Origin of the sequence: Aeromonas sp. JL9 (assembly GCF_024436075.1) — a bacterium.
Taxonomy (GTDB): domain Bacteria; phylum Pseudomonadota; class Gammaproteobacteria; order Enterobacterales; family Aeromonadaceae; genus Aeromonas; species Aeromonas veronii.
In genome coordinates, this window is record NZ_JANFNV010000036.1 from 24027 (window position 1) to 42584 (window position 18558).

General features: G+C 60.7%; 17 protein-coding genes. 11 read left to right on the forward strand and 6 right to left on the reverse strand.

All coding sequences use genetic code 11. The annotated features are described in order from the left end of the window. Positions 1–123 precede the first annotated feature (123 nt). Both NOM06_RS18600 and ubiA read left to right on the forward strand, forming a co-directional pair. Entirely contained in the window at positions 124–660 is a 537-nt protein-coding gene (locus tag NOM06_RS18600; RefSeq protein WP_193861462.1) for a chorismate lyase, read from the forward strand. Next, positions 657–1526, forward strand: coding sequence for a 4-hydroxybenzoate octaprenyltransferase (ubiA, locus tag NOM06_RS18605; protein ID WP_005339536.1), 870 nt, complete (start codon positions 657–659; stop codon positions 1524–1526). Before NOM06_RS18600 ends, ubiA begins: the two co-directional genes overlap by 4 nt. Positions 1527–1595: 69 nt before the next feature. On the opposite strand, the gene plsB is transcribed toward ubiA, so the two are convergent. Then, on the reverse strand, positions 1596–4019 hold the full coding sequence (gene plsB / locus NOM06_RS18610) for a glycerol-3-phosphate 1-O-acyltransferase PlsB (protein ID WP_019446525.1): 2424 nt from the start codon (positions 4017–4019) through the stop codon (positions 1596–1598). Between the two features lie 204 nt (positions 4020–4223). Between plsB and lexA the strand changes: the two genes are divergently transcribed. From lexA to NOM06_RS18630, 4 genes are all read left to right on the forward strand, one after another. Then, positions 4224–4847, forward strand: coding sequence for a transcriptional repressor LexA (lexA, locus tag NOM06_RS18615; protein ID WP_005339540.1), 624 nt, complete (start codon positions 4224–4226; stop codon positions 4845–4847). Between the two features lie 483 nt (positions 4848–5330). Continuing rightward, a complete protein-coding gene (locus tag NOM06_RS18620; protein WP_019446524.1) occupies positions 5331–5546 on the forward strand; it encodes a hypothetical protein in 216 nt (71 codons plus the stop codon). A 210-nt stretch (positions 5547–5756) separates the two neighbouring features. Then, the gene (locus NOM06_RS18625) at positions 5757–6383 is read left to right on the forward strand and encodes an SCO family protein (RefSeq protein WP_255912702.1); all 627 of its coding nucleotides are present in this window, start codon (positions 5757–5759) and stop codon (positions 6381–6383) included. Between the two features lie 74 nt (positions 6384–6457). After that, positions 6458–7747: an MATE family efflux transporter gene (locus tag NOM06_RS18630; protein ID WP_255912708.1), complete on the forward strand. Its 1290-nt coding sequence runs from the start codon at positions 6458–6460 to the stop codon at positions 7745–7747. Positions 7748–7760: 13 nt separating this feature from the next. Here NOM06_RS18630 and trmL read toward each other — a convergent pair whose 3' ends face one another. From trmL to NOM06_RS18645, 3 genes are all read right to left on the reverse strand, one after another. Then, positions 7761–8225, reverse strand: coding sequence for a tRNA (uridine(34)/cytosine(34)/5-carboxymethylaminomethyluridine(34)-2'-O)-methyltransferase TrmL (gene trmL, locus NOM06_RS18635; protein ID WP_064335101.1), 465 nt, complete (start codon positions 8223–8225; stop codon positions 7761–7763). Between the two features lie 74 nt (positions 8226–8299). Then, complete coding sequence (locus tag NOM06_RS18640; RefSeq protein WP_005356054.1) at positions 8300–9670, reverse strand: ATP-binding protein; 1371 nt, start codon at positions 9668–9670, stop codon at positions 8300–8302. Beyond that, the gene (locus NOM06_RS18645) at positions 9652–10347 is read right to left on the reverse strand and encodes a response regulator (RefSeq protein ID WP_255912703.1); all 696 of its coding nucleotides are present in this window, start codon (positions 10345–10347) and stop codon (positions 9652–9654) included. Before NOM06_RS18645 ends, NOM06_RS18640 begins: the two co-directional genes overlap by 19 nt. An 85-nt stretch (positions 10348–10432) precedes the next feature. Here NOM06_RS18645 and NOM06_RS18650 point away from each other — a divergent pair, with 85 nt between their 5' ends. From NOM06_RS18650 to NOM06_RS18665, 4 genes are all read left to right on the forward strand, one after another. Next, positions 10433–11344: a cation diffusion facilitator family transporter gene (locus tag NOM06_RS18650; protein ID WP_005339551.1), complete on the forward strand. Its 912-nt coding sequence runs from the start codon at positions 10433–10435 to the stop codon at positions 11342–11344. A gap of 8 nt (positions 11345–11352) precedes the next feature. Continuing rightward, positions 11353–12132 (forward strand): serine O-acetyltransferase, encoded by a 780-nt coding sequence (cysE, locus tag NOM06_RS18655; protein WP_005339552.1) that lies wholly within the window; start codon positions 11353–11355, stop codon positions 12130–12132. 20 nt (positions 12133–12152) lie between these two features. Then, entirely contained in the window at positions 12153–13433 is a 1281-nt protein-coding gene (locus tag NOM06_RS18660; RefSeq protein ID WP_255912704.1) for a hypothetical protein, read from the forward strand. A 246-nt stretch (positions 13434–13679) separates the two neighbouring features. Further along, entirely contained in the window at positions 13680–13889 is a 210-nt protein-coding gene (locus NOM06_RS18665; protein ID WP_005339554.1) for a cell division protein ZapB, read from the forward strand. A 72-nt stretch (positions 13890–13961) separates the two neighbouring features. Here NOM06_RS18665 and elbB read toward each other — a convergent pair whose 3' ends face one another. After that, positions 13962–14612, reverse strand: a complete 651-nt coding sequence (elbB, locus tag NOM06_RS18670) for an isoprenoid biosynthesis glyoxalase ElbB (protein ID WP_005339556.1) — start codon at positions 14610–14612, stop codon at positions 13962–13964. Positions 14613–15012: 400 nt separating this feature from the next. Between elbB and polA the strand changes: the two genes are divergently transcribed. Beyond that, entirely contained in the window at positions 15013–17778 is a 2766-nt protein-coding gene (polA, locus tag NOM06_RS18675) for a DNA polymerase I (RefSeq protein ID WP_255912706.1), read from the forward strand. Positions 17779–17866: 88 nt separating this feature from the next. Here polA and NOM06_RS18680 read toward each other — a convergent pair whose 3' ends face one another. After that, complete coding sequence (locus tag NOM06_RS18680; RefSeq protein WP_255912707.1) at positions 17867–18406, reverse strand: gamma carbonic anhydrase family protein; 540 nt, start codon at positions 18404–18406, stop codon at positions 17867–17869. Positions 18407–18558 lie beyond the last annotated feature (152 nt).

Sequence of the window (18558 nt, forward strand, 5' to 3'; positions counted from 1 at the left end):
ATAACCCATTTTTGATGTTGCCATCGGGGCCGTCAAGCACGGATGTTCTTACATTTCGCTATTGATTTACGGATAATAAACCGGATTTTAACCTGAACACGGAAATCTCTGGATGGTGAAGCTGTGAAGTCCGAGTTGACTGTTCCCCTCACGCCGTTAAGCGGGTGGCTGGCCCCCGAATGTTGCGAATTGCCCGCCAGCTTGCGCCCCTGGCTGCTGGAGCCCGGCTCCATGACCCGGCGGCTGCGTCTGCACAATCGCCACTTTTCGGTGGAGTGGCTGGGCAATCACCCGGTCGCCCTTACTGCCGATGAGCAGTGGCTGGTGGATTCGGCCTCGCCGGCCGGCACCTGCCGCGAGGTGATCCTGCACGGGGATCGTGGGCCAGCCGTGCTGGGCTGGACCCTGTTTGCCGATGACGCACTGCAAGGGAGCGGCATTGCCGAGCTTGGCGAGCAGCCGCTGGGTGAGCGGGTATTTGGCCATGAGCCTGCCCGCCGCGATCATCTGCAACTGGCCCGTTTCGATATTGCCGCCAATCCCCGTTGCCCGGCCGCCACTGTCTGGGGGCGTCGTTCCCGTCTGTTTCTGGGGCAGTGGCCACTGCTGGTGCACGAGCTGTTTCTGCCCTCTCTCGTCTGTGACAAGGAGCTGGAGTGAATCTGTTAACCAAGGAGCGGGGACTTGCCTATATGCAGTTGGCCCGCGTCGACAAACCCATAGGCACTCTGCTGCTGCTGTGGCCAACCCTGTGGGCGCTCTGGCTGGCCGCTGGTGGCCTGCCCAATCTCTGGGTGCTGACCGTGTTTGTGGTCGGCGTCTTTCTGATGCGCTCGGCAGGGTGCGTGATCAACGACTATGCGGATCGCAACTTCGACGGCCATGTCAAACGCACCGCTGGTCGCCCCTTGCCCACGGGCAGAGTCAAACCGTGGGAGGTGTTGGCGCTCTTCTTCGTGCTGGCGCTCATTTCATTTGGTCTGGTGCTGACCATGAATCCGCTCACCATCGGCCTGTCGTTTGTCGCCCTGCTGCTGGCGGTGAGTTACCCCTTCATGAAGCGCTTTATCTCGAATCCCCAGCTGGTGCTCGGGATGGCCTTCTCTTGGTCGATCCCGATGGCCTATGCGGCGCAGGCGGATGCCCTGCCGCTGGTGGCCTGGTTGCTCTTCTTTGCCAATCTGCTCTGGACGGTGGCTTACGACACCCAGTACGCCATGGTGGATCGGGATGACGACCTCAAGATCGGCCTCAAATCCAGCGCCATCCTGTTTGGTCGTTACGACAAACGGATCATCGGCGCATTGCAACTCTCGACTTTGCTGCTGCTGTTGGCGGTCGGGCAGCTGATGACGCTGGGGGGCTGGTATTACTGGGGATTACTGGGGGCGGCGGTGCTGTTTGTCTATCAGCAGCGGCTTATTCGTGAGCGGCAGCGAGAAGCCTGCTTCCAGGCGTTTCTCAACAACAACTATGTGGGGGCGCTGGTGTTTGCCGGTCTGGTGCTTGACTACCTGCTGGCGTGACATGTTCCCGCGCAGACTCCGATAAAAAAGAAGGCCGCATGATGCGGCCTTCTTTGTTTGTGTTGCAGATCAGAGCTGATTGCCTGCCTGAATGGTGCGGCGGATCTTGTTGCTCAGCAGCGGCACTATGTTGTCGGCCAGCGCCTGGAAGCGGCCGAGATCCGGCTTGCACTCGGGAGAGAGGTAACCCTCCTTGCGCAAGGTGTGGATCAGGGTGCTGAACAGCTTCTGGTCGAAGAACTCGGGGGCGTTGATGCCGTGCAGGGTGCCGAGGCGCTCTGCCATCATCAGGCCATCCGCCTCCAGCTGCTCCGCCTCGATATGGGGCTGGGCCAACACCCGGGTCAGCACGATGGCGTAGCGTTGCAGGGTCTCCTGAATGCTCTCAGCCAGCAGCAGCAGGCGCATCTGGTTGGCCGGATTGACCCAGTAGCCGTCATCGCGGGTCTCGATCAGTTGCTGGGTTTGCAGAGCGTCGAGCAGGCTGTCGACCAGCGCTGGCAGCTCCTCCTCTTCATAACGCAGGAACAGCTCGGTCTTGAGCAGCGGATAGATGTCGATGCAGCGGGCCATGATCTCGCTGCGGGAGATCCCTTCGCACCGTTCGATCAATGCCGCCACCAGAGAGGGCATGGCGAACAGGTGGAGGATGTTGTTGCGGTAGTAGGTCAGCAGGATCGCCTGATAGCGGTCGAGACTGATGATCTGCCCCAGCTTGTCCTCGCTCACCTCGAACTTGTTGAGCTCCATCGCCTGATCCAGCAGGGTCTTGGCATCCTCATCCGGAATGGTGCTCTGCGGGCTGTAAGGCACCGCTTTGAGCAGATCCAGATAGGTGTTGAGCTGGGCCTGCAACTCGTCGCGGGTCAGGGCGTGGCGCTCGGCGGCCAGCAGCGCCAGCGCGCTCAGGGTCAGGCCGTTGACCGCAGCAGCGCCGTTGATGCGGGTCATCAGCAGTTCGGCCAGATTGTTGACAGTGCCTGCCATCCACTCCGGACGCTCCTCTTCCCCGATGTGCTTTTTCCAGTCGGGGATATGTTCGCTCAGGTAGCTGTTGAGGGTCAGCGGTTCACCGAAGTTGACGAAACCACGGCCGTAGTTGCGCAGCTTGCGCAGGATGCCGAGCACCTGCAGGAAGCTCTCTTTCTCCTTGCGGCTGCCCTTGAGCTCGTTGTGGTAGGTGTTCACCTCCATCACGTGCTCGTAGCCCAGATAGACCGGCACCAGAGTGACCGGCCTGTCCAGCCCGCGCATCATCGCCTGCAGGGTCATCGCCAGCATGCCGGTCTTGGGCGGCAGCAGACGGCCGGTACGGGAGCGACCGCCTTCGGTGAAGAACTCTACCGAGTAACCCTTGGCAAACAGCAGGTTGAGGTATTCCCGGAATACCGTGCTGTAGAGCGGGTTGCCCTTGAAGGTGCGGCGAATGAAGAAGGCGCCGCCGTGGCGGAAAATCGGGCCCGCCGGCCAGAAGTTGAGGTTGATGCCTGCCGCGATATGGGGCGGCACCATCCCCTGGTGGTAGATGACGTAGGAGAGCAGCAGGTAGTCCATGTGGCTGCGGTGGCAGGGAACGTAGACGATCTCGTGCCCTTCCTGCGCCAGCTGGCGTACCTTCTCGGCGCCATTGACCGACAAACCGCGGTAGAGCTTGTTCCACAGCCAGCCGAGGAAGCTCTCGCCCAGGCGGATCAGCCGGTAGGAGAAGTTGGAGGCGATCTCGTCCATGTAGCCATGGGCACGCTTTTGCGCCTTCTCGAGGCTGATCCCTTCGCGCTGGGCCTCCTCTTCAATCGCCTGCTGGATCACCGCGGAGTCGAGCAGCTGCTTGAACAGCAGGTTGCGGTTCGGCAGTTTCGGGCCGGTGGCGGCCAGCTGCTGGCGGCTGAAGTGGGTACGGGCCACTCGCGCCAGCTTGTGGGCGATGGCCTCGTCAGTGCCGTGCTTGTCCGCCATGTAGCGCAGGGAGAGCGGCGGCGAGAAGCGCACCAGATTCTCGCGACCCTTGAGGATCACGATGAGCGCCTTCTTCAGCCGGTTCGGCGCCAGACTGCTGATGATGTTGAGGCCGGAGGCTTCTTCCCCTTCCCGACCCGGAGCGCGGCCCCAGAACAGGGTGACGGGCACCACCTGGATATCCAGCTCGGGATCCTGCTTGTGCAGATCCAGCAGCTGGTGGAACTCCTGCAGGAAGGGGAGCGGTTTGCTGCGTTTGCCAAACAGGGGAGGCGGACGATCCAGACAGACATAGCGCGGCAGCAGCTGGCCGTTGAGCTCCAGCGGCGTGAAGGGGCCGGGCAGACCGAGATCCTCGCAGCACTGCTGCAGGGTCATCAGGTCGGTGATCGAACTGGTTTTCAGGGCATAGACGATGGGTCTGGCCGGATCCAGATTGAGTTCTGTGATGGGATTTTCCGGCAGGCTCTTGTGATTGACCAAGCCGCTGACCGGCCATTGCAAGATGGCTCTGGAAATCTTCTGTCCTAGGGACATGTGCGTCTGCTCTCCAAAAAAATGCGGCGTGAGCATAGCAAATCAACAGCCCCTTGTCGCCGAGAGGTACGATGAGTCGGCTGCGCAGGATCAAAACAGTAGTAAATGAGGGGTTGGTCGCGACAAATGTCAGCTGCGCCTTGCCTTGGCCACTGCACTGTATATACTGCCAGTGTGCTGTATAAAAAGACAGGTGCCAATTCTATGAAACCCCTTACCCCCCGCCAGGCCGAAGTGCTGGAGCTGATCAAGGTGAACATGAGCGAGACCGGCATGCCGCCGACTCGTGCCGAGATTGCCCAGAAGCTTGGTTTCAAGTCGGCCAATGCGGCCGAAGAACATCTGAAGGCCCTGGCCAAAAAAGGGGTCATCGAGATCATGCCGGGCACGTCCCGCGGCATTCGCCTGTTGCTCGAAGAGGAAGAGGTGCTGGAAGAGAGCGGCCTGCCGCTCATCGGCAAGGTGGCTGCCGGTGAACCTATCCTGGCGCAGGAGCATATCGAGAGCCACTACCAGGTGGATCCAGCCCTGTTCCACCCGCGCGCAGATTTTCTGCTGCGGGTGCAGGGGATGAGCATGAAGAACATCGGTATTCTGGATGGCGATCTGCTGGCTGTGCACAAGACTCAGGAGGTGCGCAACGGTCAGGTGGTGGTGGCTCGTCTCGATGAGGATGTCACCGTCAAGCGCTTCCAGCGCAAGGGCAGCCAGGTGTGGCTGCTGCCAGAAAATGAAGAGCTCTCCCCCATCGAGGTGGATCTCTCCTGCCAGCAGCTCACCATCGAAGGGCTGGCGGTCGGGGTGATCCGCAACGCCGACTGGATGTAATCATCCCCGCCAACTGCGTTTGCCACACGGCCTCTTTCGGGAGGCCGTGCTGTTTCTGGCGCACTTTCCCTGTCATATCAAACAGATCATCGGCGGCGGCATTTTTGTCCTGCGCGACCGGCTACCAATCATCCATTTCAGATATATGCTCAGATCAGTGCCCTGTCGCCGAGACAGGGCTTGGCACCTCCCTCTGACCATCGCAATGCGCAGGACGGGAGGGCCGGTAACAACGAGAATCGGGCAGTACACCTTCACGGGATATGAAGGGGGGGTGGGGAGATCCCGAGCCTTGTCAGGCAAAGGGGACCACTCGTAATGGTTGCAGATAGTCGTGACGGGCCTGTTCCCAGTTCAGGCCGACGAAGCAACATGACCTGTCGGTCAAGGAGGACTGGTATGGCATCAAGATCGCCATGGGATTCAGAGGCTGGGGCTGCGCCAGCGGAATCGTCAATCACCCGTTTCGTCAAAGGTAGCCGGATGACCTGGTTTTACGGTCTCTGGCTGCACCATCGTGGTTCGCACTGGACGCTCTGGCTGGGATGCCCGAAAGAGAAGGTGGTGCGTCTGGTGCTGCTGTTCAAGCGTGGTCACGGTGATCGCCAGGGGGAAGAGGGCTGGCTGGCCCCCGTGATTCCCATCGGCGTGCGGGCCATCGGCAAGATGTTGCAGCAGGGGCGTAACGCTCGCCCCTGAGCAGAAGAGACAAACAAATCCATCCATAACCGGCACCCTAGGGGGCCGGTTTTTTTATGGCCGCAACTGGCGATTAATTATGCCAAATGGTCGACTCCTGACAGGGCGTTGCACAAGGTTGAACCACCTTGGCGGCTCGCTGGGGTACAATGCCCCCCTCTTGTCCGGTCACTGCTGGCCATCTGCCTCGAACTGAAAGGGTCTCTTGTTATGATGAAGCTCCGCTATCCCCTGCTCTTTCTGCTGCTGACAGCCTGCCTGATCTTGGTGTTCTACGCCACGCAGCCAGAGCAGCCGGAACAGGCCGATTATTATCCGGCGGGGCGGGACATCAATGATTTCGCCTTTACCGATGCGGACAACCAGCCGTTCACCCCTGCCAGCCTGAAAGGGCACTGGACTTTCCTGTTTGTCGGCTACACCTTCTGCCCCGATATCTGTCCCACCACCCTGGCAGATATGCGCTCCGTCTATGACCAGCTGAAGAAGATGGCGCCCGACAGTCAGGTGGTGTTTATCTCGGCGGACCCCCAGCGTGACGACATTCCCCGTCTCAAGACCTATACCGCCTTCTTCAATCCCGAGTTCAAGGCGGCCACTGCCCCCCACGACAAGCTGTTCCCGTTTGTGCGCAATCTGGGGCTGATCTACTCCATCGCCAATCAGGGGGAGAAGGATTATCTGATCGATCACTCCGCCTCCATCGTGCTCATCAATCCCAAGGGCAAGCTGCAGGCGGTGTTCCGCCCGCAGGTGGCGCCGGGTCAGGTGCCCAGGGTGCAGATGGCCACCATGCTCTCTGACTTCGCCCGCATCCTGAAGCTGACAGGCCACTGAGCGTGACTCCAGCTGTTGCCCCCTGGTGGCGAGATCCCTCTTGCCACCGCGCCGTCTTTGCGCTCGCCCTGCCCATGGTTTTCTCCAATATCACCACCCCCTTGCTGGGGCTGGTGGACACCTGGGTGATCGGTCATCTCGGTCAGGCCTGGTTTCTGGGGGGTGTCTCGGTCGGTGCGACCCTGATCAACCTCATCTTCTGGTTGCTCGGCTTTTTGCGGATGTCGACCACCGGGCTGACGGCGCAGGCGCACGGCGCCGCCGACGGTCGTGCCCAGCTCGATACCCTGCTGCGGGCGCTGGGGCTGGCCATTGCTCTTGGCCTGGCGCTGCTGTTGTTGCTCTTCCCCCTGTTGCCACGACTGATCGCCCTGAGTGGCGGCTCGCCCGAGGTGCAGCTTTATGCGGGCCAATATGTGGCGGTGCGGGTCTGGAGCGCCCCGGCGGCGCTCTGCAATCTGGTGGTCATGGGCTGGCTGTTGGGGATGCAGGATGCCCGCAGCCCCATGGTGATGCTGATCCTCACCAATCTGGTCAACATGGCGCTCGATGCCCTGTTTGTACTGGGGCTCGGCTGGCAGGTGCGGGGTGTGGCGGCGGCCTCGGTCATGGCGGACTACTGCGCGCTGGCGGTCGGCATCTGGCTGGTGCACCGTCAGCTGCGGCAACTGGCGCCGACGGTGTGGCTGGATGGCTGGCAGCGCTGGCGACAGCTCGCGCCCATGGTGCGGCTGCTCGGTCTCAACCGCGATATCTTCCTGCGCTCCCTCTGTTTGCAGCTCTGCTTCGCCTTCATGACTCTGCAAGGGGCACGGCTGGGGGATGTGGCGGTGGCCGCCAATGCGGTGCTGCTCAACTTCCTGATGCTTATCTCCTACGGACTCGATGGTTTTGCCTATGCGGTGGAGGCCATGGTAGGACGAGCCATCGGTCAGCGGGATCGGCAGAAACTGCGGGAGGCCATCGTGCTCAATCTGGGCTGGGCCGCCCTCATTGCCAGTGGTTTTACCCTGCTGTTTGCCCTCTTTGGTGCCCACCTTATCGGCTATATCACCGACATTCCGGCCGTGGTGGCGGAGGCACATCGTCAGCTTCCCTGGCTGATCGCCATGCCCTTGCTGGCGGTCTGGTGCTTCCTGCTGGATGGCGTATTTATCGGGGCGACCCGGGCGCGGGAGATGCGCAACAGCATGTTGTTGGCCGCGTTTGGCGGCTTCTTCCCGATCTGGTGGCTCTGTCAGTCGTGGGGCGTGGCCGCGTTATGGGCGGCGATGGCGGCGCTGATGGTGGGGCGCGGTCTGTCGCTGGGGGTCACTTGCTTGCGGCTGGAGCGCAGCGGGCATCTGCTCGACGCCCGCCACTGATCATCGGTGGCGCTTACATGGCACCGTCGTAGCCGAGCTGGCGCCAGCTCTCGTAGACAAAGACAGACACCGCGTTGGAGAGGTTCATGCTGCGGCTCTGGGGCACCATAGGGATGCGTAGCCGCTGCTCGAATGGCAGACTCTCGATGATCTCGATGGGCAGGCCGCGACTCTCCGGGCCAAACAGCAGGGCGTCGCCAAGGGCATATTGTGCTGCCGAGTGCGCGGTGCGGCCCTTGGTGGTGCAGGCAAACACCCGTTTGGGCGCCACGGCGGCCAGAAAAGCCTCATAGTTCGGCCAGCGCTTCACCTCGGCAAATTCGTGATAGTCGAGTCCCGCCCGCTTTACCCGCTTGTCATCCCACTCAAATCCCAGCGGCTCGATCAGATGGAGCCGGTAACCGGTATTGGCGCAGAGCCGGATGATATTGCCGGTGTTGGGCGGAATTTCCGGCTGGTAGAGGACGATATCGAGCATGACGAGCTCCTGCAAAGAGATGTAAAGCCAAGAAGGGGCGCCAGCATACCCAGCGCCCGTCCGGATGAAAAGGATCAGGCGATGGGCAAGCGGATGGTGATGGTCAGCCCGGTCGGGTGATTGTTGCTGGCCGCAATGGTACCGCCGTGGCGCTGGATTGCCTCCGAGGCGATGGCCAGCCCCAACCCGGTGCCGCCAGTCTTGGCGTTGCGGGCGTCATCGACCCGGAAGAAGGGCTGGAACAGCAGCGCCTGCTGCTCGTCTGGCACCCCGGGGCCGTCATCCCGAATGGTCATCACCCACTCCAGTCCCTCCCGATACCAGTCCACCTTGATGAACTCGCGGGCATATTTGAGGGCATTGCGCAGGGGGTTCTCCACCGCCCGGGCCAGCAGCTCGGGCCACATCTGGATCGACTCTGCGGGCAGTGGCGGCAGTCTGAGCTGTTTGCCGCTCTGGTTTGCCTCGAACATGGCATCTTCGAGGATGGGCTCCAGCAGGTCGGCCAGCGGGTGTACCACCGGCGCCTCTACATGCTGCTGCACTCGCGACAGATCCAGCAGATCGCCGATCAGCTTGTCCAGCCGTCCGATCTCCGATTCGATCCGCGCCAGCTCGGCGCTGTCACCCTGTTTGCGGCGGATCAGCGCCTGCGCCAGTTGCATCCGGGTGAGGGGGCTGCGCAGCTCGTGGGAGATATCGGAAAGCAGCTGTTTCTGCTTCTGGATCATGCTCTTGAGCGTCTCCACCATGCGGCTGACGTTATCCGCCAGCTGGCCAATCTCGTCGCCCCGTCCCAGGTTGGGGATCTGTACCTCCAGATTGCCAGCCGCCAGTTGGGAGACCGACTTCTGCAACTGCAGGATGGGGCGGGTCAGCCGCCAAGCGAGCAGCAGGCAGAGCGGGGTGCTGACCAGCATCGAGATGCCCAGAATGCGGATCGGGTGATCCAGCACCTGAATAAACAGGAACAGGTAGGGATTCTCGGCATTGAGGCCGAAATAGACGTGATAGCGATGGCCGTGGTGCTCCATCAGGAAGGGGCCGGCGATCGCCTTGCGATCCTCGTTGCCCAGCATGGGATTGGCCGGGTCATCGGCATCCACCATAAAGCGCACCACGAACTTGCGCGGATGGGTGGTGGACTGGATCTGCCCCTTCTCGTCGCGCAGGTAGACGTTATCCACCGGCAGCATGGCGATCTTGTCCATCGCCTTGGCCAGATCGAAATCCTGATCCGGCTCGGCGGCGTTGAGCAGGGCTTGCACGTTGTTCTGCATCCGCGCGACTTCGTGGGTCGGCAGCGGGATCTGGTTGCGGGGATCCAGGGTCGGCAGGCTGATCACGGCGGCCAGCATCACCAGCAGCATGAACCAGAACCAGAGGAAGATGTGGGTCGAGATCCCGTTGAGGGAGTTGATGCGCTCTATTCTTGCTCTAGCCACAGGTACCCGCGCCCCCGTACGGTTTTGAAGCGGGGCTGGCCATCGGTGCGGTCCGGCAGCTTCTTGCGCAGGTTGCTCAGGTGCATGTCGATGGCCCGATCGAAGGGTTCCAGCTTCTTGCCCAGCACCTGCTCGGAGAGGTGGCTCTTGCTGACGATCTGGCCGGGATTGCGCAGCAGGCACTCCAGCAGGCCAAACTCGGTGGCGGTCAGCTCCAGCAGTTGTTCGCCGCAGCGGGCCTGCTGCAGGCCGGGTTGCAGCACGATATCCATGAAGTGCACTTCGTCGGAGGAACTGCCGCGGTGGGGCGGGGCGCTCTGGGTACGGCGCAGGATGGCGCGTACCCGGGCCAGCAGCTCCCTGTCATCGAACGGCTTGGCCAGATAGTCGTCGGCACCCGCTTCCAGACCGTTAACCCGATCCTGGCTGTCACCGCGGGCGGTCAGCATCAGCACCGGGGTGTCGTGGGTCTTGCGCAGCTTGGTCAGCATGGCAAAGCCGTTGAGCTTGGGCATCATCACGTCCAGCAACACCAGATCGAAGCTCTGCTCCGCCAGCCGTTGCAGCCCCTCTTCACCATCCTCGGCGACCGTGACCTGAAATCCCTCCAGGGTCAGAATTTCGGTGAGCAGTTGGGTCAATTCAAGATCGTCGTCGACCAGGAGTATTCTGTTCATCTGGTGTTATTCCGCAGATTTTCGCGCCAAACTGACGCCGGGGTCAGGGTATAATAAGTTTTTCATCGCCAGAGGAAAGCCGGTTTTGAGCCATCAACAATATTCCCGTTGGGTGACCTTTGCCAGCATAGCGGCGGTCACCACAGCTACCTTGCTGATCATCGGCAAACTGATCGCCTGGCTGATGACCGATTCGTCGACCCTGCTGGCATCCCTGACTGACTCCTTTATGGATGTGAGTGCCTCCATCATCAACCTGCTGGCCATTCGCTATGCGCTGGCTCCCGCTGATGACGAACACCGTTTCGGTCACGGCAAGGCGGAGTCGCTGGCGGGCCTCATCCAGTCGGCCTTTATCTCCGGCTCCGCCCTGCTGCTGGTGATGCACGGAATTTCATCCCTGCTCAATCAGGCGCCTATTCTGCGGCTGGAGGCGGGTCTCTGGGTCAGCGGTGGCTCCATCGTGCTGACCCTGCTGCTGGTCAGCTTCCAGAGTTTCGTTATTCGCAAGACCAACAGTGTGGCCATCAAGGCCGACATGCTGCACTACCGTTCCGATCTGCTGCTCAATGCCGGTGTCTTGCTGGCGCTGGTGCTGGCGGGGCAGGGATGGTACTGGGCCGACGGCCTGTTTGCCATCCTGATCGGGCTGTTCCTGCTGTGGGGGGCGGGACACATCGGCTACGAGTCGGTGCAGGCCCTGCTCGATCGTCAGTTGCCAGCGGAAGAACAAGCGAGAATAATGGCGCTCTGCTGTGCCGTAGAAGGTGTACACGGCGTACATGACCTGCGCACCCGTCAATCCGGGCCGACCCGATTCGTACAGTTGCATCTTGAACTGGATGATCAGATCCCCCTGGTCAAGGCCCATCAGATCGCCGATGAAGCCGAACTGGCGGTACGCCAGGCATTCGAGCGGATGGATGTCATCATCCACATGGACCCCATCTCGGTGCTGACAAAAGAACAACAGAGCCCTCACCCAGAACAACAGTAGGCTGCAACATGGATGAACTGGTTGCCAAAACCTGGCACAAAATTCAGCAAGAAGCGGAGTGCATGGCGGCCCAGGAGCCGATGCTGGCCAGCTTCTTCCACTCCACCATTCTCAATCACAAGAATCTGCGTTCGGCCCTCAGCTTCCAGCTGGCCAACAAACTCGACAGCGCCACCATGCCCGCCATCGCCCTGCGCGAGGTGATCGAGCTGGCCCTGCGCAGCGAGCCCGAGCTGCTGACGGTAGTGGCGGCTGACATCTGCGCCGTGCAGGAGCGGGATCCGGCGGTCGATCTCTTCTCCACCCCGCTGCTCTACCTCAAGGGGTTCCATGCCCTGCAGGGTTATCGGGTCGCCAACTGGCTGTGGCGTCAGGGGCGCCGCTCGCTGGCCCTCTATCTGCAAAACCAGATCTCGGTGGTGTTCGGGGTTGATGTGCACCCGGCCGCCCGCATCGGCAAGGGGATCATGTTCGACCACGCCACCGGCATAGTGGTCGGCGAGACAGCGGTAATTGAAGATGATGTCTCCATCCTGCAGAGCGTGACCCTCGGTGGTACCGGCAAGGAGAGCGGCGATCGCCATCCCAAGATCCGCGAAGGGGTGATGATAGGGGCGGGCGCCAAGGTGCTCGGCAATATCGAAGTGGGCGTGGGCGCCAAAATTGGTGCGGGCAGCGTGGTGATCAACCCGGTGCCGCCTCATACCACGGTCGCTGGCGTACCCGCCAAGATCGTCGGCCGTCCGGAGTGCGACAAGCCTTCACTGGATATGGATCAGTGTCTCTGATCTCTTGGCCGGAGTAGTCGATGGCCAAGCGTTGGTCGGGTTATCTGATTTTGGGGATGTGGCTGCTCAACCTGCTCCATCTCTATCTGGGACTCTCCCCCTGGCCTGCTGCCATTGCGGCCTGGGGGGCATCACTGCTCACCTGGCCTTGGCTGGTGGGAGCCGCCAAGCGGCAGGCGCTGGCCCTCTATGGTGCCGCCCTGCTGCTGTTGATCTTCTCCTGGTGGCGGGGAGCGAGCCTCACCGCCGGTGACTGGCTGCTGGCCAACATCAATATGCTCACCATGTTTGCCGCGGTGAGCTCCCTCAACCTCGCCACCTCGGGTCTCTTGACCGGCACCACCTCCTGGACCGGGCGTAAAGGCCTGTGGAGCACCATGGCCAGCCTCAATCTGCTTGGGGCGGTCATCAATCTCTCGGTGCTGTTTATCATCGGCGATCGGCTGGAGCGCAATGGCACCCTGGAGCGGCGTCAGGTGATGGTGCTGAGCCGGATCTTCTGTGCCGCTGCCTTCTGGTCACCCTTCTTTGTCGCCATGGCGGTGGCGCTCACCTATGCGCCGGGCTTGCAGCTCTCCCATATTCTGCCGTTCGGGATCCTCGCCGCCTTGCTGGCGATGGGGCTGACTGCCTGGCAGGTGGAGCGGATCGGAGTGGCCGACTTTGCCGGTTATCCGCTGCGGCTGCAGACCCTGGGGTTGCCGGTCACGCTGGCGTTGCTGGTGCTGCTCATCAAGCAGATCTGGCCCCAGCTCGGCATTCTGGCGGTGATCGCGCTGGTGGCCCCGCTGCTGGCGCTGCTCTTTATGCCGAGGGCCGGGCGCAAGGCGGCCCTCAAGCGGCAGGTGGTGGAACGCTTTCCCGCCATCGGCGGTCAGCTGGTGCTGTTTCTGGGGGCCGGTTTGCTGGCGGCAGGCATCAACAGCGCGCTGTCGGTCATCGATCTCGGTGCCGGTCATGGCCTGCCACTGTTCAACCACTTTGGCTGGCTTGAGGCATCCCTCACTCTGCTGCTGATCCTGCTGGTGGCCATCGTCGGGGTGCATCCGCTCATCAGTATCTCCGGGCTGGCGCCACTGCTCTGGCCGCTGGCGCCGGATCCCAGCCTGCTCGGTATGTGTTTCCTGCTGGGGTGGGGGCTTGCCACCGGCACCAGTCCGCTATCCGGATCCAATCTGGCGCTGGCCTCCCGCTACAACCTCAGTGCCGGGCTGATTCTGCGCTGGAACCTGCTCTACGGCCTGCTGATGTATGTGGTCGCCTGTCTGTTGCTGGGGGCTTATATCGCCTTGCATGGATAACGGCGGTTCCGTCGAGAGGGTGCACATGATGCGCGGGCGGCGGGGTCTTTTACGTACTGTTCCGTGTGTTGTCGCGGCTCGGGCGCAGGATGCGAGAAAAATAGACGCATATTTAGACAATACATCTATGGATGGCGCATTTTACAGCGCACTGGCTTGTTTGTGCCGATGCGCTCGGGGTATGCTGGCTTCACGCGCTTGAATCGCCCTCTGTGGGGCATCGCAATTGAACAAACAGGTATGCATATGTCACTAGAAGTCCTTGAGCAACTCGAATCCAAAGTACAATCCGCTGTCGACAACATCTCCCTGCTGAAGATGGAGCTGGACGAGCTGAAAGAGCAGAACAGCAAGCTGCAAGACGAGAACCATCAGCTGCGCAACGAGCACACTGCATGGCAGGAGCGTCTGCGTGCCCTGCTGGGCAAAATGGATCAGATGGGCGAAACCATCTAATTCATCGCCTTCAGGCAGAATTGAAAACGGGCCGCTCCATGAGCGGCCCGTCTGTTTTTGGCGGGATGGGAATTATAGAGCCAGCAACTGCTTGACTGTCTTCTCGATGCCGTCTGCCGCTTCGACTATGTTGTTGGCCAGCATGTAGGCGGGGGTGGAGATCACCTTGCGCTCCTGATCCACCACGAATTCGTTGACCGGGCAGTTGAGATGGCTGCCACCCATCGCCTCGATGGCGTTGGCGGTGCCTTCGTCATGGCCGATGGTCGCCAGCGTCCCGGCACCATAGATCAGCGGGATCATGGCGGGCGCGATGCAGATATAGGCGGCCGGTTTGTTGGCTTTGGCAAAGCTCTGGCACGCTTTCAGCACATCGGGCTGGATCTGGCACTCGGCCCCTTTGATAGCGAAGTCGCACAGGTTCTTGGCCGCGCCAAAGCCGCCGGGCACCAGCAGCGCGTCGTAATCGGCCGCATCCAGCTCGGCCACATCCTTTATCTGGCCACGGCAGATACGGGCCGCTTCGACCAGCACATTACGGCTCTCCCCCTCGCTCACTTCACCGGTCAGGTGGTTGATGACATGGAGCTGCGCCACGTTCGGGGCGAAGCACTGGACGGCGGCTCCCTGACGGGCCAACGCCAGCAGGCTGATGACGGCCTCGTGGATTTCGGCCCCGTCAAAGACACCGCAGCCACTCAAAATCACGGCCACTTTTTTCATGGCAAACTCCTCGTTATTGAAAATGTGAGCCAGGATGGATTGTTGTACTTTTGTATGGTTATCGCTCGCCCTCCGCTGGTCAAGTCATCTTGCTGTGCTAGGATTGTTTCGTTTTGGATCCTGCCGTACCTACTCCCTTAAATCTTTTTCCACATTGATCGAGATCATTCTAACTGTCTCGCGATCGGTTTTTATGATCCCAACGCATTGTTTTTAATGGCTTTTTATATTCTTATGCACAATTTTATCACTGTGCACCCTGATGCGCCCCATTTTTGAACACAGAGTTATCCACAGGTTGAGTCCCTTTATCAGGCGCTGTGTGCTGTTGCTGCGCCCCTTGGTGTGAGGGGGGCCCTGTGGCATCCTAGCGGCTGTTTATCTCTGGCAGGACGATTTCATGGCCCCTAGCAACCCCCTTATTCTGGTCGACGGCTCCTCTTATCTTTACCGCGCCTTCTTCGCCTCCCAGCAGGCTGATCTGCGCACATCGACCGGTTTGCCGAGCGGCGCCGTCCGTGTCATGGCCAACATGATGCGCAGCCTGCGCAAGCAATATCCTGACTGTCATGTGGCCGTGGTGTTTGATGCCAAGGGCAAGACCTTCCGCGACGACATCTATCCCGAGTACAAGGCGACCCGCGCCAGCATGCCGGACGATCTGCGCAGCCAGGTTGCCCCGATCCACCAGATGATCAAGGCGATGGGTTTCCCCTTCCTGATGGTGGAGGGGGTTGAAGCCGACGACGTGATCGGCACCCTGGCCCGCCAGGCGACCGAGAAGCAGCTGCCGGTGCTGATCAGCACCGGTGACAAGGATATGGCGCAGCTGGTCTCCGACCATGTCACCTTGATCGACACCATGAAAGATGTGAAGACCGATCGGGAAGGGGTGATCGAGAAGTTCGGCGTACCGCCCGAGCTCATCATCGACTATCTGGCCCTGATGGGGGACAAGGTCGACAACATTCCCGGCATGACCGGTGTCGGCGAGAAGACCGCACTGGCCCTGCTGCAGGGGATTGGCAGCATCGACGAGATTGCCGCCAACCTCGATAAGGTAGCTGCCCTCGGCTTCCGTGGCTCCAAGGCGTTCGCCGACAAGTTCCGCGAGCAGGAGGAGCAGGTTCGTCTCTCCTATCGACTGGCGACCATCAAGACCGATGTCGAGCTGGAACAGAGTCTGGAAGAGCTGTTGCTCAAGCCGGTCGACAAGGAGTCCCTGCTGGCGGTCTATCGCGAATACGAACTGCGCAACCTGATCAAGGAGCTGGAATCCGGTGGTGAAGAGGGCAGCGAGAGCACCGGACAGGACGAAGCTGGCGATGAGAGCGCCGCTCCGGTTGCCTCCATCGAAACCGACTACCGCTGCATTCTGGACGAAGCCGAGTTTGACGGCTGGCTGGAACAGCTGAAAGCGGCACCGCTGTTTGCCTTCGATACCGAAACCACCAGTCTCGACTATATGGAGGCGCGGATCGTCGGCGTCTCCTTCGCGGTTGAAGCGGGCAAGGCTGCTTATGTACCGTTTGGCCACGACTATCTAGGGGCACCGGCACAGTTGAGTGAAGCCGTGGTGCTCGGCAAGCTCAAGCCGCTGCTTGAAGACCCGACCCGTCTCAAGGTGGGGCAGAATCTCAAGTACGATCGTAACGTGCTGCTCAACCATGACATCGATCTGCAGGGCATCGCTTACGACACCATGCTCGAGTCCTACGTGCTCAACTCCACCGCCAGCCGCCACGATATGGATTCGCTGGCCAAGCGTTATCTCGGAGTCGAGACCATCTCGTTTGAAGATATCGCGGGCAAAGGGGTGAAACAGCTCACCTTCAACCAGATCGAGCTGGAGCAGGCGGCCCCTTATGCGGCGGAAGATGCCGATATTACTTTGCGCCTGCACCAGACCCTGTGGGGTCAGCTGGAGGCCGTGCCGGGCCTTGCCAAGGTATTCAGCGAGATCGAACTGCCCCTGCTGCCAGTGCTGGCGCGGATGGAGTTGCTCGGCACCACCATCGATCCCAAGTTGCTGCACCAGCAGAGTCAGGAGATCGAGCTGCGCTTGGCAGAGCTGGAGAAGCAGGCCCATGAGCTGGCCGGGCAGGAGTTCAACCTCTCCTCGCCCAAGCAGCTTGGGGAGATCCTCTTCACCAAGCTGGGCCTGCCGATCATCAAAAAGACTCCGAAGGGTGCGCCGTCTACCGCAGAAGAGGTGCTGGCCGAGCTGGCGGAGACCTATGAGCTGCCGCAACTGCTGATGGAGCACCGTGGGCTGGCCAAGCTCAAGTCCACCTACACCGACAAGTTGCCGCTGATGATTAAGCCCCGGACCGGGCGGGTACACACCTCCTATCATCAGGCGGTAGCGGCTACGGGCCGTTTGTCATCATCTGATCCCAACCTGCAGAACATCCCGGTGCGCAACGAGCAGGGGCGCCGGATCCGTCAGGCCTTTATTCCGAGCTCTGGTTACAAGCTGGTGGCGGCGGACTACTCCCAGATCGAGCTGCGTATCATGGCGCACCTCTCCGGTGACAAGGGGCTGCTGACCGCCTTTGCCGAGGGCAAGGACATCCACAAGGCGACCGCCGCCGAGGTGTTTGGCGTAGAGCTTGATGCGGTGACCAGCGACATGCGCCGCAGCGCCAAGGCGATCAACTTCGGCCTTATCTACGGCATGAGTGCCTTCGGTCTGGCCAAGCAGCTGGGGATCGGTCGTGCCGAAGCGCAGAAGTACATGGATCTCTACTTCGAGCGCTACCCGGGCGTGCTGGAGTATATGGAGCGCACCCGTCAGCAGGCGGAAGCCCAGGGGTATGTCGAGACCCTGTTTGGTCGTCGCCTCTATTTGCCGGATATCAAGTCCCGCAACGCCGGTCTGCGCAAGGCTGCCGAACGGGCCGCCATCAACGCCCCGATGCAGGGCACGGCCGCCGATATCATCAAACGCGCCATGATCAACGTGGACAGCTGGATCCGCGGTATCGAGGATGAGTCGATCCGCATGCTGATGCAGGTACACGATGAACTGGTGTTCGAGATCCGCGAAGAGAAGCTGGAGGAGTACATCGCCATCATCAAGGAGAAGATGTCGGCCGCTGCCGAACTGCATGTGCCGCTGCTGGTGGAAGCGGGTACCGGTGACAACTGGGATCAGGCCCACTGATTTCCGGTCAGCCGTTTTGCACGGTTATATAGCTATATAAGAAGCGAAGCCCGGCATTATGCCGGGCTTCCTGTTTCTGCCAGCCTTATCAGGTCTCTTGCAGATACTCATCCTTGAGCAGGACATAGTTGTCGGCCGAGGTCTTGAGGAAGGCGATCTCGGCGGGTCTGAGCGGACGAGCCTGTTTGACGGGATTACCTATATATAGAAAGCCCGATTCGAGTCGCTTGCCCGGTGGCACCAGCGAACCTGCGCCGATCATCACATCATCTTCAACCACGACGCCATCAAGCAGAATGGCACCCATGCCGACCAGTACCCGGTTGCCGATGGTGCAGCCGTGCAGCATCGCCTTATGGCCGACCGTGACATCTTCACCGATCAGCAGCGGATAGCCGGTCGGGTTGCTGGCGCTCTTGCGAGTCAGGTGCAGCACAGTGCCGTCCTGAATATTGCTGCGGGCGCCGATGCGGATATGGTTCACATCCCCCCGTGCCGCCACCATGGGCCAGATGCTGGCATCATCGGCCAGTTCGATATCGCCCACCAGTGTTGCGCAGGGGTCTACATACACCCGTTTGCCCAGTTGCGGGAATTTTCCCTTGTAGGGTCTCAGTCGCAAGTCCATCTTGGCCTCCTTGTTTTCGGCCATTCTAGCAATCCGAAGGGTGTTTCTGTGGATAAGTTTGTATAAAAGCTGTGTTTGGATATGAATAACTAAAAAAGTGCCCTTTTTTGCAATTTTATTGCCGATAAGGGGTTGCCAGAAAGAATCTGTTC